General features: G+C 36.1%; 14 protein-coding genes. All 14 read right to left on the minus strand.

What is annotated here, in order from left to right; translation table 11 throughout:
• Positions 1–501 precede the first annotated feature (501 nt).
• Complete coding sequence (locus ACW0TQ_RS12710; RefSeq protein ID WP_455725730.1) at positions 502–1,854, minus strand: glycoside hydrolase family 1 protein; 1,353 nt, start codon at positions 1,852–1,854, stop codon at positions 502–504.
• A gap of 30 nt (positions 1,855–1,884) precedes the next feature.
• Positions 1,885–2,781, minus strand: a complete 897-nt coding sequence (locus tag ACW0TQ_RS12715; RefSeq protein WP_455725731.1) for an ROK family protein — start codon at positions 2,779–2,781, stop codon at positions 1,885–1,887.
• Positions 2,781–3,383, minus strand: a complete 603-nt coding sequence (locus tag ACW0TQ_RS12720; RefSeq protein ID WP_332094029.1) for a DUF624 domain-containing protein — start codon at positions 3,381–3,383, stop codon at positions 2,781–2,783. The genes ACW0TQ_RS12715 and ACW0TQ_RS12720 overlap by 1 nt, the downstream gene beginning before the upstream one ends.
• A 28-nt stretch (positions 3,384–3,411) precedes the next feature.
• Positions 3,412–4,293 (minus strand): carbohydrate ABC transporter permease, encoded by an 882-nt coding sequence (locus tag ACW0TQ_RS12725; RefSeq protein ID WP_419880323.1) that lies wholly within the window; start codon positions 4,291–4,293, stop codon positions 3,412–3,414.
• A 14-nt stretch (positions 4,294–4,307) separates the two neighbouring features.
• Positions 4,308–5,180 carry a carbohydrate ABC transporter permease gene (locus ACW0TQ_RS12730; protein WP_332094028.1) on the minus strand — a complete coding sequence of 291 codons (873 nt, stop codon included), beginning with the start codon at positions 5,178–5,180 and terminating at the stop codon, positions 4,308–4,310.
• Positions 5,181–5,210: 30 nt separating this feature from the next.
• A complete protein-coding gene (locus ACW0TQ_RS12735) occupies positions 5,211–6,518 on the minus strand; it encodes an ABC transporter substrate-binding protein (RefSeq protein WP_455725732.1) in 1,308 nt (435 codons plus the stop codon).
• 402 nt (positions 6,519–6,920) lie between these two features.
• Positions 6,921–8,435, minus strand: coding sequence for a response regulator transcription factor (locus tag ACW0TQ_RS12740; protein ID WP_455725733.1), 1,515 nt, complete (start codon positions 8,433–8,435; stop codon positions 6,921–6,923).
• A gap of 4 nt (positions 8,436–8,439) precedes the next feature.
• On the minus strand, positions 8,440–10,173 hold the full coding sequence (locus tag ACW0TQ_RS12745) for a cache domain-containing sensor histidine kinase (protein ID WP_455725734.1): 1,734 nt from the start codon (positions 10,171–10,173) through the stop codon (positions 8,440–8,442).
• Positions 10,174–10,458: 285 nt separating this feature from the next.
• Entirely contained in the window at positions 10,459–11,220 is a 762-nt protein-coding gene (gene chbG, locus ACW0TQ_RS12750) for a chitin disaccharide deacetylase (protein ID WP_332094024.1), read from the minus strand.
• A gap of 450 nt (positions 11,221–11,670) precedes the next feature.
• The gene (locus ACW0TQ_RS12755) at positions 11,671–12,390 is read right to left on the minus strand and encodes a GntR family transcriptional regulator (RefSeq protein WP_332094023.1); all 720 of its coding nucleotides are present in this window, start codon (positions 12,388–12,390) and stop codon (positions 11,671–11,673) included.
• A 23-nt stretch (positions 12,391–12,413) separates the two neighbouring features.
• On the minus strand, positions 12,414–13,427 hold the full coding sequence (locus ACW0TQ_RS12760; RefSeq protein WP_455725735.1) for a sugar kinase: 1,014 nt from the start codon (positions 13,425–13,427) through the stop codon (positions 12,414–12,416).
• A complete protein-coding gene (gene dagF, locus ACW0TQ_RS12765; RefSeq protein WP_368901036.1) occupies positions 13,420–14,172 on the minus strand; it encodes a 2-dehydro-3-deoxy-phosphogluconate aldolase in 753 nt (250 codons plus the stop codon). Before dagF ends, ACW0TQ_RS12760 begins: the two co-directional genes overlap by 8 nt.
• A complete protein-coding gene (locus ACW0TQ_RS12770; RefSeq protein WP_332094020.1) occupies positions 14,172–15,278 on the minus strand; it encodes a DgaE family pyridoxal phosphate-dependent ammonia lyase in 1,107 nt (368 codons plus the stop codon). Before ACW0TQ_RS12770 ends, dagF begins: the two co-directional genes overlap by 1 nt.
• Complete coding sequence (locus tag ACW0TQ_RS12775) at positions 15,256–16,359, minus strand: amidohydrolase/deacetylase family metallohydrolase (RefSeq protein ID WP_332094019.1); 1,104 nt, start codon at positions 16,357–16,359, stop codon at positions 15,256–15,258. Before ACW0TQ_RS12775 ends, ACW0TQ_RS12770 begins: the two co-directional genes overlap by 23 nt.
• Positions 16,360–16,446: the final 87 nt, after the last annotated feature.

Here is a 16,446-nt window from a genome sequence, read left to right on the forward strand (position 1 = left end):
TTCATATTGTTCCTATAGATATATCACATACATCCTTTTTGACGGGAGATAGTTCATCAAACCGTTCGATTAGCTGACGAAAAATGGGTGTCGCTCTCCCATGACATACTTGAAAATCTGGAATTTACGGAAATTTGTTATTCAATGTAATCACCTAATTAGACTCGTATTTTTACATTTTGATATTTCATGGGTGGATTCCTGCAAAAAGGATTTTAAGTAGTGGAGTAAGCATGAAATATCGGTTACACGCTCTAAAACCTACCGTGCGACTGTTACTTTTCTCTAAAAAAAGGGTGAGGTCAGGATATAAGTAGCCAAAAATAAGAAAAACCGAGCAAACCTTTTTTGTAGTGGTACTTTAACTTTATTAAAAGGTGTCCTTTTTTGTACATTTATTTCATTTTTTAATCTAACTTAAAAAAGTGACTTCCTACTTAGTATTATAGTAGAAAGTCATTTTTTCTGTTTTCACCAGGTTTTGTCCAAGCCTCACTCAAATTAAAGTTCTGTTCCGTTTGTTTCTATTACTTTTTTGAACCAATGAAAGCTACTTTTTTTGTATCGTTTAAGATCTCTTACGTCCTTTTCTCCGCGATTTACGTAAACTAGCCCATATCGCTTGGACATTTCCCCTTTTGAGCTAAGTATGTCTGTTGACCCCCATGTAAGGTATCCGATTACATCTACACCTTCCTGCATAGCAATCTTCATTTGTTCAATATGCTGTTGAAGATAATTAATTCTATAGTAATCATCTACATTATTATTTTCATCCAGCTCTTCTTTAACACCTATGCCATTCTCTGTAATAAAAATTGGCAATTTATATCGTGCATACATATCTTTCAAAGCAATTCTCATTCCAATTGGATCAATAGCAGCTCCCCATTCACTCTTTTCTAAATTAGGATTACTTGTCATTCCTTCTGCGAAACCTTCTTCTCCTGTATATTGAACAATTCTACTTTGGTAATAGCTAATAGATAGGTAATCTACTCTATTTTCTTTTAATAATAGCTGATCATCGTCTTCAAAGGGCGGCATATTTTTTTGCAATTCTAATTCAGAAGTAAGATAGGTTGGGTATTCCCCATGTGCAAAAATATCGAGATAAAAATCAATTAATTTCTCCTTTGCTTTATAATTAGCCAGAACATCTTCGGGTTTAGAAGTAGCAGGAAATGTTGAAATATAGGAAATCATTCCTCCCATCTTACCAGCAGGGATAATCTCACGCATTGCTTTGGTTGCCTTTGCATGAGCAACAAGAACGTTATGACAAATTTGATACTTCAAAGCTTCAGAAGGATTTGAATCCATAATTCCCCAGTATTCAGGATTGGTTAGAACTAAATTGATTTCATTAAAAGTCAGCCAATACTTCACTTTATCCTTATAGCGTGTAAAAAGGCTTTTAGCATATGTTTCAAATAAATCAACAACTTGTCTTGACGCAAAACCATTATATTTTTCCGCTAGTGCCAACGGTAAATCAAAATGGTATAGCGTCATAACTGGCTCGATGCCATTTGCAAGGAGTTCGTCAATCAGATCATCATAGAATTTTAACCCTTCTTCATTGATTTCTCCCTCTCCATCGGGAAATATACGCGACCAAGAAATACTCGTACGATAAGCGTTGTACCCCATTTCTTTAAATAAGGCGATATCTTCCTTAAAACGATGATAAAAATCAATTGCTACCTTCCAATCGGAATAATTTTCAGGTACTTCTTTAGCATCAATAATCGATAATCCTTTTCCATACTGCTCGGAAGCGCCTTCTGTCTGAAAAGAAGTAACTGCGCCTCCCCACATAAATCCTTCTGGTATCACATTCGTCTTTTCCATGTGAACATTCAACCCCTTCTTTTTTATGCTTTATACTTCAGATGCTAACTCCCTAGTTAAACCGTACACAGCTCCTAAAAGATTAGCATTCTGTCTAAATTGACAAGTTTCAATAACTGGCCGTATCGTTGCCTGTGGAAATGAATCTAATATTTTATCAAGCTGCTCATAAATTCTCCCAACCAAATCTTCCCTCGCGCTTATTCCACCACCTATTAAAATAATCTCTGGATCATAGATATACTGCAGGTTAAATAGTCCAATCGCTAAAAGACGGGAAAATTCATCTACAGCATCTAGGCAAATCTGGTCTCCCGATGCAGCTAAGGTAAAAATTTCTTCGCCGGATAGTGAATCCGAATCTATATTTTTTCTTTTGGCAACTTTTCTTACCATGGATAAGGTTGAATCCATTCTTACCCATTCATCCGCTTTCATTTCATTGTCGTTTGAGTTCAATAGCATAAACCCAAATTCCCCGCCATGTAAATTGGCTCCTTTATGTAACTCACCATTCTTAATAATGGCACCGCCAATCCCTGTACCAATCGTCATAACTAAAACATCTTTTTTCCCGTTCGCTGCACCTGCCCAAACTTCAGCATAGCCTGCACAATTGGCATCATTTTCTATATAAATTGGCAATGATACTGCACTTGTTATTCGTTCCTTTATATTTGGACCATGAATATAAGAGATAGCACTTGAACCATAAATGATGCCCTTATTGGAAACAGCACCCGGCAGACTGATTGCAATTCCTTGTGCATCCATATGTAGTTCAGTAAATTTATAGATGATTTCTAATAAACCATCCAACGTCTTCGGTGTTTTTATTTTATAATGTTCTAAAATACTTTGGTCAGCTCCAATAATGCCATATTTAATGAACGTACCGCCTATATCAAAAGAAATATATTTATTCATTAGCTGCTCCTTTCTGCCAGCTGCGCTTTTAATCTCTGGTTTTCCTTAGAGTCTCCGATTTTTACAATGAAACATACGGCTACGCTTACTCCAAAAAAGAAAGAGAGCATAGGTATATATGAAATTGCAAGTAATAACAAAACAAAAATAACCAAATAACCCACATTATTCTTCGGCAAAATCCATACAACAGAAAATGCTTTTTTTATTTGAAAAATAATCGGTTTCTTCGTTTCGAAGTATTGAAAAAAATGAATCATGCTGATGAAAATTAACCCTAGCATTCCCATGACTAAATATTTCATATAGATTGATTGGAGGATAAGTAGATTGGTACTGATTAAAATAAACATGAAACCAAATACGATAGCTGCACCATTTAATTTCACAAAAGAACTTGCAAAAGCATTTCGAAATGTACGAAATGCTTCTCCAGTTGATAAATCTTTTTCCCTTAAAACAGTAAACAGTGCATGTGTCGCAGGAAAACCTCCAAAGATGACCAAACCAAGCAAAGTAAACAGCATCCATAACATTTGCAAATAGGCAAACCAATATATTTTTTGTGTAATAAAGACGTACCTAGACAGGATAACATTCATCAGCGCACCGTCCTTTTTTTGTTATATATTATCCCTTAACTGCACCTGCTACCATCCCTTTCATGATTTGTTCTTGGAATAGAACATACATGATAATGGTTGGAATAACAGCGATTGTCATTGCAGCCATCGTGAGCGCATAATCTGTACTAAAACCATCAGAGAAAACAGCTAAACTTAAAGGTAATGTTTTTAATGCATTATCGTTAATAAATACCAATGCAAAGGCAAACTCATTCCAAAATCGCAGGAAAGAAAGAATGGCAACAGTTGCCAGCGCCGGCACGCTTAACGGTAGCATGACCTTAAAGAAAATCCCCCAGTAACCTGTACCATCTATAACAGCCGCCTCTTCTAACTCCTTTGGTACGGTACTCATATGAGCAACAGTTAAAAAAATGGCAATCGGGAGTTCAAATGCTGTATACGGCAGAATAAGCGCCCAATAACTGTCTAGCAACCCTATTGTATTCATCAATGTAAATAATGGCACCAATGTACTATGGACGGGTATCAGCATACCCAACAAGAAGAAGACGATTAGGAATCCTTTTAGTTTAAACGAAAAACGTGACAGCACATATGCGGTTAATGCTCCTAAAAATACAGTCAATGCGGTCGCACTTAAAGTAACGATGATGGAATTGACCATAGCCTGTCCTAAATTGGCTACATCCCACGCTCTTATAAAATTCTCAAAAGCAATCCCTGCTGGAAAAGAATATGGTTGTGCGAAAAACTCTTCATTGGTTTTAAAAGCACTGGTGATCAACCAGTATAATGGGTAAATCATCAACAAAGAAAAGAGACTTAAAAACAACACTTTAATTGTTTTAAACAATCCCGTCTTTAATGAATAACCGAAAGAGGAATTCTTTTTATACATTTCTGTTTGTGTTTTATTCGTCATCTAGCTGACACCCCCTAGTTCTTTCTCTTCATTAATATTTGACTTATTATAATCAAAATCAAGCTTAAAATAATAATCATCGTTGATATGGCAGAACCGAACCCGTACCGATAAACCAAAAAGGTATTATTGTACATATAGGTTGCTAAGATTTCAGTTGACTGGGCAGGACCTCCTCCTGTCATGACAAATACCTGGTCAAACGCCTTTAAACTGCCAGAAATACATAACACAATAACAACCTTGATTGTGCCCCACATATTCGGCAAAATAATATAGATTAATTTTCTCCATCCAGTTGCTCCATCAAGCAGTGCAGCCTCCTCGATTTCGGAGGGCATATTTTGAATTGCCGCAATGAAGATAATTAAATAAGGACCGATATAATTCCATATAATTGGAACAGATATCGCATACATATTCACAGATGGATCGGAAAGCCATGCTCTTGTCCATCCTTCCAGTCCAACCGCTCTTAATACCGTATTCACTGCACCCATATCTGGATCAAAGATATATCCCCAAATTAATCCAACGACAACGGTAGATATAACCATCGGTAAAAAGACTGCCGATCGAACAAAGCGCTGAAACAAGCTGCTTTTTCTAAGGAGGAGAGCAAGCCCCAATGCAATGGGAACCTGCCCTAAAACAGATGCTCCTACAATAATTAAATTATTTTTAAATGCTCTCCAAAATACAGGGTCTTGAATTACTTCAATATAATTTTGTAACCCTATGAACGTTGCCTCACCTAACCCGGACCATTCAAAAAATCCATAATACGAAGACCAGAAAATAGGCACGATGACGAAAAAGCTGTAAAGCAATAGGGCTGGAAGTAATGTAATTACTAACAATCCTCTTAACCTTCCTCTAGATTGCATAATTTCCCCTCCCTGGCTGCTGTGTTAAAATTATTTATTGGAAGATTGTGCTCTTTGAATATTTTCAGCTATTTTTTCTATATCTCCGCCTAACATGATTTCCTGCAGTCCGTTATTAACCGCCTCTCCGCCGGCAGATGTTAAGTGTATATCGTAAACTGGGGCAAAGTTAGCATCTCTAACAAGATTATACGCTTCATAGAAAAGTGGATTCACAGCATTTTCATCAAGCTCCAGATCGTACATAACCATTGAATTGCTCTCTGCAATAGCTTTTTGTGCTTCTTCATTACTTAAATGATAGATTAACTCTAATGCAGCATCTTTCGTTGCACCTTCTGCTTTGCTATTTAATAAGTATCCTCCACCAGGGCCGCCTGTAATCGTATTCCCTTCACCTTCCCCACCTTCAATTGCAGGCAAAGTTGTAATTCCGATATTTTCTAACACATCTTCAGATACTGAAACAGATAAGCTGCTGATTGTCCACGACCCATTAACCATCATTGCTGCTTCTCCCTGAGCAAAATACTGTTCGGCCTGAGTATTATCCAAACTGTTTGCCCCTTCAGGATATGCGTTGTGATCAACAAGCTCTTTAAAATGACTTAGCGCATCAATGAAAACTGGATCTGTGAACGATGCACCATCTTGATTAACAGCATCCATAAACCATTCTGTACCAGTTACCCGATCTGCAATTGCGCCGAATGTGGTAGATTGGGCGACCCATGGAGCCTTATTTCCCATTGCAAGAGGGGTAATCCCTTGCTCATTAAAGAAGTCAATCGTCTCGATAAACTCGTCCCATGTCTCCGGAACTTCTAAGTTATTTTCTTCAAATAGTTCTTTGTTATAATATAAAAACGATGTAGATGACATTGCCACTGGTGCTGAATACAATTCTCCATCATAATCATATGGATCTAAAGCACCTTCCAAAAAGGAATCTTTCCATTCCGGATTTTCTTCAAATAATGGTGTAATCGGTTGTACTAAGTCACTCTTTTGTAACTCATCCGTAAAACTGCCGGCATACGTTAAAAAAACATCTGGTAATTCATCTGCAGCAGCAACTGTGCTGACACGTTGACGATAACCATCTACTGGAATCGCTTGCTCATCAATTTGGATATTAGGATGTTCTTCTTCAAATTTTTCAATCATTTCTCTTACTTCTGCCGCTCGAAAATCATCTCCAGCAAAATTATGCCAAATTGATAATTTTATTTTATCTGAATCACTGCTGCCTGAGCTTTCAATATTTTCTCCAGATCCGCCGCATCCAGCTAAGAAAAGCAGTAAGATTAAAGCCACCGATAACATTTTTTTCATCATCAACCACCCCTTTTTATTTTGTATCCCCATCTTATAACAGCGCTTACATTTCGGTAAGGTAGGGAATATACAGATGAGGGGAGACAAAACAAAGTATTTATAAAAATGAAAGTATTAGAAACCCAAAAGATAAAAGAGGCTAAGATGAAAGTATGTTATTCTAGCAATTTCCGACAATTGATTGTGCGAAATATCTTCTTCGACAGGACGGCTAATTGCAGCGCCAATAATGATACTTCGCTATTCTGCAGGTATACCTATATCTCCTGAGATTTATTTACATATTAGTCGGTTTCTATTACGAATACTTTTTTGTCTCAGCCTCATTATGAATATTTCTATCAACATCTAAAATAACTTTCATATCAAGATTTTTTGCACAAAAATAATATCTTCCTATAATTATTTTTTAATATGCATATTTGTATCCCTGTACTGTGTTGGTGTCATTCCAAGACTTTTCTTAAAAATCTTTGTAAAATATTTGCTGTCATTATATCCTACTAACTGAGTGATTTCCTTAACGCTTATAGATGTATACATAAGGTATTCTGAAGCTTTCTTTACCCGTAAATCAGTTAAAAGCTCAACATAAGATTTGCCTGTTTTCTTCCGAATGACATCACTTAAATAATTGGGATGGACTGGAATTTCCGCTGCAATCTCTTTAAGTGTGATGGGTTCACCAAGATGCTTTTCCATATACATAATAGAATCTTCAACGTAATTAGTACTCTTCTGGTAGCTTATTTTATAGTTCATGAAGATGATAAAAAAGAGTGAAAATAAAGCTTCTTTCGGATGTGCGAACCATTTTTGGATAGGTGGCATAGAATCATATTTATCTATACCTTTTGTACCTCCAAGATGGTTTATAAAACGAATACTTTCAATATATAAATTTTGAACATAAAACTGAATCGATTCCGGTGTAGCATTGGGATGGCAAAATAACCAATCAACAAGGTCAGAAACCCATTTTTTTAGATTTTCTTCATTTCCTTCTTTAATACAATTCATTAACTCATCTTTATGCTTTATAATATTCTCAGAGTAAGGAATGCCATTCCGGTTACTAATATCTTTCTCTATTAAAAACGGTTGGTCAGGCAATACCCATTGGTATGTTATAAAAGATACCACTCTTTTATACAAATCCGGCAATTCATCAAGCGAGCTTACAATCGAACTCATAATGATTGGTTTTTGATAAATTTCTTTTATTTTTCTAGAGGCTACTTTTAAAAGATAATCATCTTTTAAATACTTTTCACGCTTCACAAGAATAAGTGTATGGCTGTGAAGACTAATCCACTTACCATTTATATAACTATTCCACAACTCCTCATGAGCTTGTAAAGAATTGGAATCAGCTACAGCATCTATAAGCAGGAGCTGATAAGGCGGTTCTGTTAAAATTGGAATAGATTTGACGACGTATGGGTAATCAAACATCGCTGATTCATTTTGTAATACAGCTCTTATATGATTGTTTACATTTCGTTCTTCCTCTGAAATCTTTAAGTGATCGTATTCCTTTACCTTCTCCAATCTTTTTCTCGCTCTTTCAGCAGCAGAAATAATCTCATCTGGAGAGCTCGTTTTTAGCAAATAATCACAAACATTTTGGCGGATAGCTTCTTGTATATATTCAAAATCATCATATCCCGTAAGTAATATAGACTCAATTTGATAATTGTGTTTTGCAATGTAGGAAACTAATTCTAGTCCAGTCATCCCTTTCATCCGGATATCAGAAATCAAAATATCTGGACATTCCAATTCTAATTGTTTAATCACTTCCTCGGCAGACGAGACTGGTTTCAATAGGGTAAAACCGAGCTCACTCCATGGTATAATATTCGAAATACCTTCTCTAATAATCACTTCATCATCTGCAATTAAAACTTTCATCATTTCATCATCCCTTTATTGGAATAGCAAAACTGACTATTGTTCCTTTATTTATCTTACTATCAATATTTAATCCAGATTCTTTTCCGAAGTGCAAAATAAGTCTCATGTTTACATTTCGAAGACCATAATTCTTTCCAACAATCATTTCGGTACTTAAATCATTTATAAATTGTTCCTTAATCTCTTTAAGCTTCTTCTCCGTCATTCCGGTTCCATTATCTTTTACTTCAAAATACATATAACCGTCCTGCTCTGTTGCGTTCACTTGGATTACTCCATAATAATCCTGAACAGAAAAAAAGCCATGATTAATACTATTTTCGATTAAAGGCTGGAGAACAAGCTTTAAGGTAGAATTCTGTTTAATGTTCTCAGCAATTGATAATTCCAAGTGAAAACTATTTGGGTAACGAATCTTTAATATTTCCAAGTAATGAATTAAATTACCTACCTCTTGCTCTACAGTGCAATATTCACTCCCTTTGTTAAGACTAAATCTTAAAAAGTCGCTTAAATGAGAGACGACCTTCGATATGTCATTTTCCTTTCTACTTAATGCAATCCAATGTACAGAGGCTAAGGTATTGTATAAAAAGTGGGGGTTTATTTGCGATTGCAACGCCTGTAAATCCAACTGCCGTTTAATAGATTCATTCTGTTTTACCTCGTCCATTAATGCTGTAATACGATTGTTAAGGCCATTATAGCTTCGAATTAATTCACCAATCTCATTATCTGTATAGGAATCAACTGTATTTAAATTTTCTCCTGGATTAGACTTTTGTATGGACTCCGTTAATATCGTTAAAGGTCTAAATACCTTCGAAATAAAAAAGATGACAAGACTAGCCACAAGAATTGCTGCCAAAATAACAAAGAAAATGGTTAACCAAAGAAAATAACGATTCTGTGAGCTATATTCTTGAAAAGGAATTACGCCCACCAACTTCCAATCCACAGAGGGGATCGTTCTGGTGAAAACAGTCGATTTTTCTTTGCTAGATTCATAGACAAAACTTTCATCACTGTTCCAATTATTGATGTTTTTATTTAACTTGGAGATATCTAAATTGGCAATGGTCGTATACTTATTCTCAGCAATTACTTCTCCATTAGATAAAATAAATACAGAGCCGTTCCATTCAAGATCAATAGACTCTAAATATTGTGTGACTGCTTTTTGATTCAAACTGATTGACAGATACCCTAAAAGCTCATAATTTGTCGTACTGCGAATAGGCCTGGTCAATGTAATCATTTCTTTTTCACCATCTAAAGTCTGGTTTCTTTCTTTAACGGACCACCATTTACCTTCTGATGCATCCTCATAGTCTATTTCTTGATTTTCTGTTATAAGCGTAGTAGATATATTTGAATTTCCATTTTGCGGGATAATAGTAATTTTTTCAATATAATGTTTGGGGAAGGCAAGATTTGATAGAAATCCGTAAATATCCCGCTGCTGTGCAACAAAACTCCCTTCTTGATTTAAATAATCCTGTACAGATTGGTTTCCAATTAAAAATACGGACATGTTTTCAACATCGTTGATAATAAACTCTAATGCGTCTTGAAGCTGATCAATTGAACTTTCCCCCGATATAGCAGCACGCTCTTTAGATACTTGGACTGTCGTGAAATATGAAAACAAGCCTAAAAGGGAAGTCGGAATTAATACAACACTTAATATAAAAACGATTAATTGATTTTTTAAAGATCGACGAAACCATTTTTTCATTCTATCCAAATCCCTATTGTTAGATTACTTTTTATTTGATTAATCATGAAAAAGAACCTTTTTCCTCCATTAGAAAAATCAAATAATTACCGATACTTCAAAAATTTTAGTAATAAATAGAGGGAGAGTTTACTTAGAGTGCTCTCCCCCTTCTAGTCTAGATTACAACTATATAATTTAGCTTTTAACAGCTTATTACCGTCACTTCAGCAGTTACTCTTTCAATCCATTTAACTTGCCGGATGAGCCCACGAATGGGAACAAGTCATTCTCTAATTGTGCATATTAAACTTTATCCAGGTAAGCAATGTCATCTTTTATTTCCTTATACGACACAAGTTGAATGCCCCTGTTTAAAATTTCAAGCTGCGTACGCTTATCTATCAATATAGACAATTCTTTAGCACGTTGTAAGTTGTAGGAACTCCCCTTTAGTACAGATTCATCAATGTAGGCTGGATGCGCCATCATTTCTATTATTTCAAACTGATTTACCTTATCTAAAATCTTTATTATTGAATCTACCGTCAAATCATCACCATAAAAGCTTTCTTCAAAATAATCAACTAGGTTCAAATGAGATTTTTTTATGTTATTTTTCAAATTACGAATTGGCAGTTTGTATTTATTTGCTAGTTTCTCCACTATCGGGAACACTTTTTCTTGGCTGTGTATATGATGGTGGCTGTCAAGGTGTGTTGGGTTTAAACCATAGGAAAGAAACTTCTCTATTTGGCTTGTAAACTCTTTTTCTATATCATCACTTTCGGCAAGATTTAACACTTTATCGAACTTATAAAATTTCCCCTCATCGTCAATAAGCGAATGAACATTATCGTTTATTGGAAATCCACAATCTAAGACAAGATGTACTCCTACCCCTAACTCCGGATTTTCTTTAGCAAGTTTCGCTGCATGGTCTGCATCAGGCATATTAGTCATCATTGTTGTAGATGTCACAATACCATTTTTATATGACTCGATAATTCCTAAATTTACACCTTTCGAATAACCAAAATCATCTGCATTGATAATTAATTTAGACATATAACCACCCTGCTTTTCATTTTTTTATTAATAATCTGATAACTGAAAACCATTTAAAAAAGTACTAGAAATCAAACTTTATCATTTTTCAGGATATAAGAACCTTTTATACTGCAGCTTCTTCTTCAAGTTGAAACTGAGTCCTATCAACATAGTTCACAAACAAATAGTATATCAATACGATGACAAGTAACGGAATCAATTAGATAATAGCACCACTTATTTTACTTTCTGCAGCCAAATAAGCTGACCACTGTCAAATAAATAAACGTATGCCATTATCCACCATGATGCTCCCAAAATAACAATAATGATTGAAGTAATTGCAATTCCTAGTTTAGATATAATTCCATGTCTTCTCCTCCGAAGCAATTACTTATAAATACACTAGTAAAATAATTGTTTAAAGAGTAAGGTTTGTATCCCTACTGATATCTATAAAATGAAAATCTATTGATTCAAATCATTATAGGTGACGACATAGTTATGTTTGAAAGTATTGTAGTATCCTTCACTATATTCCAAAACATTTCCCTCTACATCACTAGATTTTCGTATTCTTTTTAATACAACTGAATTACTCTCTAGATTTAACATTTCACTTACATGCTTTGTTGCTTTTGAAGTCGTGAATTCATCACGAAACGATTCCAAGCGAATATTATTTTCTTCTAAAAAGCGATATAAAAAAGTAATCTGAATGTCTTTTATATCTTTGATAATATCTAGTAAGATATAATGGGTAAAATAAATATACGGTTCTTGATCCAGCAAATATATTCGATCTACTTTTAAGCATCTATCCCCAAGTATAGAATGTAATGGCGTTTCAGGAGCCAAACTTATCATGTCTATGCTGATTATCCGTTTGGTAATTTTATAGCCCTCTCCCACTAAAATTTCGGTAAAACGCTTGCCTTTTGAAATTTTTGCATTTGAAACATTAGCAATCACTTTTGTCCCTACACCACTTCTTTTTTCAAGATACCCTTCTTGTACCAGTTCTTTAATAGCGTTTCTTATTGTAATTTTACTTACATTAAATTCTTTTTCCAATTGAGGCTCAGAGGGAATGTTTGTGTGAATAGCATATTCATCATGCAATATGCGTTTTTTCAATATCTCTTTAATTTGTAAATATAACGGGCCTTTCTTCTTTGTAACATTCATCCCCTTACCCCTCTCTCTTTAATTTAACGTTTGACGTCTCCTACTGTTCCGGACATAGCTGATAAAATCTCCGCTTCTGTTGACATCGGTGTATCTCCGACAATCGTGCATGCCAACATGCCCGCAGCCGCTCCAAATTCAACGGCTTTTTCAGGTGTATAATCTGATAATTCCCCATGTAGTATTCCACTTGTATACGCATCACCCGCACCAATCCGATCGTATATAGAGAAGGTAATATTTCTAGAAAAGACAAATTCTCCTTCTTTATAAAGGTACCCTTTTAAACTATGCGTGTTATCTTTATTAATTTCCCGATGTGTCCCTGCAACCGTTTGAATATTGTACTTCTCTGCTACTTTGTGAATTAAATCTTGAAGCTGTTTTTCTCTTTCCGTCTGCTCCGTTTTCATACCTAATATATATATCGCATCTTTTTCATTCATCATCACTATATCGGCTAATGAAAGCATATCCTCATAATGCGGTTTTGCTTCCTCATAACCTCCATCCCATAAGGAAGGGCGATAATTACAGTCAAAGCAAACCATTCCACCCTTTTCTTTTACCAGTTTGGCCAAGGTCTTCATGCTAGCACAGACTTTATCTGTCATTGCCAGACTGATGCCGCAGAAATGGATCACGTCTGTATTTGCAGCAATCGAATCCAAATCATAATCGGAAGTAGCCGCTGTATTAAATGTACTCTCTAAACGATTGGTATAAGTGACACGACTCGGCCGCTGTCCAAAGCCATTTTCTAGAAAATACATTCCAATATATTTACCATCTCTTACAATAAAATCACACTCTATTCCTAAGCGCTGCAGGAAGGATGTTGCCGCGTCCCCAAGAGGGTTATCCGGCAATTTTGTAATAAGATATCCGCTATGCCCAAGCTTGGTCATAGCAGAGGCAACATTTACTCCTGTACCTGAAAAGGAATACTGTAAGTTGCTCGCTTGTGTAAGCAACTCATATCCAGGTACTTGCAAACGCATCATCACTTCTCCAAAAGCAACAATATTCTTAGGCATATTTATCAGCCAATTCTTTACTGATAGCTAACAGCTTTCTAACATCTTCTTCGTTGGTTTTTCCAGTCTCTTTATGAATAATAGAAGAATAAACATGAGGAATTACTTTAGGCACTTTCGCTTCTAATGTAATCTCTAAAATTTGAGCGAAATTGTCCAAGTCAATGCCACCGGTTGGCTCTAATGCAAACCTTTCTTCCCCGCAAGCTTTAGCTACTGCGCGAAACTCCTCTTCCGATTGCAACCCTTTCATCGGAAAGTATTTCAATGCATTTCCGCCCATATCACGGACAAGTGCAATTGCAGATTTAATTGGTACAATTGCCTTTTCATCAGCTTCTGCACTGACTGGACCCGTAGAAATATTTACATATCCTACTTTGCCCGTTGGCGATACAAGTGCGTTAATCCAGCTGTCCTTTTTTCCTAGATTCGCCCGCGTTGCGCCTACAGAAGGGAAGACCTGATTTATATGAGAACCCGCGTAATCCTTGGCAATTTCTGCAACAACTGCTGCTTGCCTGTTATCACCTGCACCCAACCCAATGGAAACAGCATCCTCAATTGCCTCTCCATACTCTTTCATTGCTGTAACGGCTGCACCGACTGTCGGGTAATCCTTAGAAAGCACGCCTACTATAACGTGGCCCTCTGCTGCCTTGAAGACTTCCTTTGCATTTTCAATACTATTTGCCAGTACATTTAAAGCGACTCTATCGTTATAAAAGCGATGATTAATATTCATTAGTTGCCTCCTCCTAAAATGGATTTTAATTCTGCTTTAATCACTTCAATATCATCCCCTTGTAATGGACGGGGATCAATATCAAAGAAGCCCTGACGGATTCCATAGTCACGTGTATAAATTGCTACATCCCCATTACGAAGCTTGTCATTTACTTCTTTCGCAGTAGTTCCTGTAACCGCTGAATCAATTTGAATCCGCGCTCTGAAAATAGCACGTCCTGCTTCGTCCTGTACGACTGTTACTGTGACACCATCAATTGTATTCAATGATTGTAATACTTTCAGGCTTTTCTTTTCCTCTTCACTATAATCTGTTTTCACAAAATACTCATTCAATGCCTGCAATAAGCCGAATGTAGTTTCCTTCCCAACCTTCATGCTTCTTCCAATATAGTGAAGCTGTGTTTTTACCCATCCAACATATTCTTTTTTTCCAGCTACGATTCCAGAAGTTGGTCCTTCTATGGCCTTTGAACCGCTATAAATCGCTAAATCTGCAATTTGTACATATTTTTTCAAATCCTCTTCTGCTGCTGCATCAATAATTAGCGGTACATTTTTGGCCTGTGCAACTTCCCATGCTTCTTCAGCAGAAATCATATTTTTTTGAACAGCGTGATGAGATTTCACAAATAGAATAGCCGCTGTATTATCATTGACAGCATCTGCAATATGTTCTTTTTTTCCTTCATTCGCATAGCCTGTTTCCACAAGCTTTCCGCCGCCAAGGGCAACCATAGTTTCAATTGGCGCACCATACTGCACATTATGGCCCTTCAGCATGACAATCTCATTTGTTGCGATATCTTCCTGATGCAGCTTTTCACTCTTCCGGCGATTTCCTTCCGTTATAATCGCTGCCACAGAAAGAGCAATGCCACTGGATGCAGAATTAACGACCACAGCATCTTCCGATTGAAGTAATTCCGCTATATGCGCTCCCGCTTTATCCACCAAATCTGCAATTTCAACATAATTCTGCCCTCCAGATTTCATCGCTTCCATTACGGTATCCGTTGGAGCAGAAACACCTAAAATACTCATTCTCCCACTTGCATTAACAACACGCTTTAAGCCATACTTAGCATTCATTGTATTCACCATTAACAACCACTCCTTTTACTTTAATCCTCTGGTCAGCTACCCGTTTTTCGCCCTCAGAGTCTATCAAATCTATCGGCTCATCCTCTACAGAAAATAGAGTAAGATTTGCAATATCTCCTCTAGCAATACGGCCAAGCTCAGGTTTATTTAACCAAGCAGCGGCACGAACTGTGATAGCATCAATAATTTCATTTAAAGAATATCCTAAATACAAAAATTTATTTAAGACATTTGCCATGTTGTATACTGGTCCATAAAGACGGTTTTTCCGATAAATATCTGTGCTGATTGTGTTAAAATGTATACCATGTTCCTTCGCCAGCTCAGCGGTCTTAAAAGAAAAACTTGCATTTCCGTGTCCCACGTCTAAATGAACACCACGCTCGATTACTTTTAAGAAATTAGGTAGCGGCTTACCTTCGTAATCAAATAAATTATTAGATTTTCCATTTAAAAAATGTGTAATTATATCGTTTTTCTCTAATAACTTAAGTACGTCATTAATATCCGGAGGTCCTGATCCAATATGAACCATTAATGGCAAATCTGTCTCCTTGGAAAATGCACGTGCAATTTTTAAAGGCTCTAGATTGTTCTCACCAACAACACTGCTGCTGATTCTTGCTTTCAGACCAACGATAAAATCTTTACTCTCTTCAAAAGCACGCATTAATTCCTCTTTATTTAATAAAGATAAATCCGATAACTCATCTACTCTCTTTAAACCAATTCGCGAAATATTAAGGAAAGCGCATACATTTGTCTTAGATTTTTTAGCATTAGCGGCTAACTCATGAATCCGATCAGCCCCCGTGCTGCCAGCATCTATAATTGTCGTTACTCCTGTTTTATAGCCAATCTCATCAATATTGTCACCATATGGATCAAACTCTGGAAAAGCGTGCACATGCATATCAATCCAGCCGCTGGAAACGTAAAATTTGCTTTTATAATCAATTACTTTCTCACCACTCGCTGTTCCCGGTGAAGCAATGTCTATGATTTTTCTATTCTCTATAACAATATCTATTGATTTACCATCTACCATTTTTACATTCTGCAGAACAACATTGTCTGCCATTTCCATCATTCCTTTTAATTAGCTTTCGTAATTCAAATGATAAATTAAATTATAATAATATAAGCATTAAAACATTTTTACACCTGT

The organism is Oceanobacillus sp. M60 (assembly GCF_053839645.1).

Excerpts from the sequence above, each read along its gene's own strand:
- ACW0TQ_RS12710 (WP_455725730.1), bottom strand. The coding sequence starts at position 1,854 with ATGGAAAAGACGAATGTGATACCAGAAGGATTTATGTGGGGAGGCGCA.
- ACW0TQ_RS12715 (WP_455725731.1), bottom strand. The coding sequence starts at position 2,781 with ATGAATAAATATATTTCTTTTGATATAGGCGGTACGTTCATTAAATAT.
- ACW0TQ_RS12720 (WP_332094029.1), bottom strand. The coding sequence starts at position 3,383 with ATGAATGTTATCCTGTCTAGGTACGTCTTTATTACACAAAAAATATAT.
- ACW0TQ_RS12725 (WP_419880323.1), bottom strand. The coding sequence starts at position 4,293 with ATGACGAATAAAACACAAACAGAAATGTATAAAAAGAATTCCTCTTTC.
- ACW0TQ_RS12730 (WP_332094028.1), bottom strand. The coding sequence starts at position 5,180 with ATGCAATCTAGAGGAAGGTTAAGAGGATTGTTAGTAATTACATTACTT.
- ACW0TQ_RS12735 (WP_455725732.1), bottom strand. The coding sequence starts at position 6,518 with ATGATGAAAAAAATGTTATCGGTGGCTTTAATCTTACTGCTTTTCTTA.
- ACW0TQ_RS12740 (WP_455725733.1), bottom strand. The coding sequence starts at position 8,435 with ATGATGAAAGTTTTAATTGCAGATGATGAAGTGATTATTAGAGAAGGT.
- ACW0TQ_RS12745 (WP_455725734.1), bottom strand. The coding sequence starts at position 10,173 with ATGAAAAAATGGTTTCGTCGATCTTTAAAAAATCAATTAATCGTTTTT.
- chbG (WP_332094024.1), bottom strand. The coding sequence starts at position 11,220 with ATGTCTAAATTAATTATCAATGCAGATGATTTTGGTTATTCGAAAGGT.
- ACW0TQ_RS12755 (WP_332094023.1), bottom strand. The coding sequence starts at position 12,390 with ATGAATGTTACAAAGAAGAAAGGCCCGTTATATTTACAAATTAAAGAG.
- ACW0TQ_RS12760 (WP_455725735.1), bottom strand. The coding sequence starts at position 13,427 with ATGCCTAAGAATATTGTTGCTTTTGGAGAAGTGATGATGCGTTTGCAA.
- dagF (WP_368901036.1), bottom strand. The coding sequence starts at position 14,172 with ATGAATATTAATCATCGCTTTTATAACGATAGAGTCGCTTTAAATGTA.
- ACW0TQ_RS12770 (WP_332094020.1), bottom strand. The coding sequence starts at position 15,278 with ATGGTGAATACAATGAATGCTAAGTATGGCTTAAAGCGTGTTGTTAAT.
- ACW0TQ_RS12775 (WP_332094019.1), bottom strand. The coding sequence starts at position 16,359 with ATGGCAGACAATGTTGTTCTGCAGAATGTAAAAATGGTAGATGGTAAA.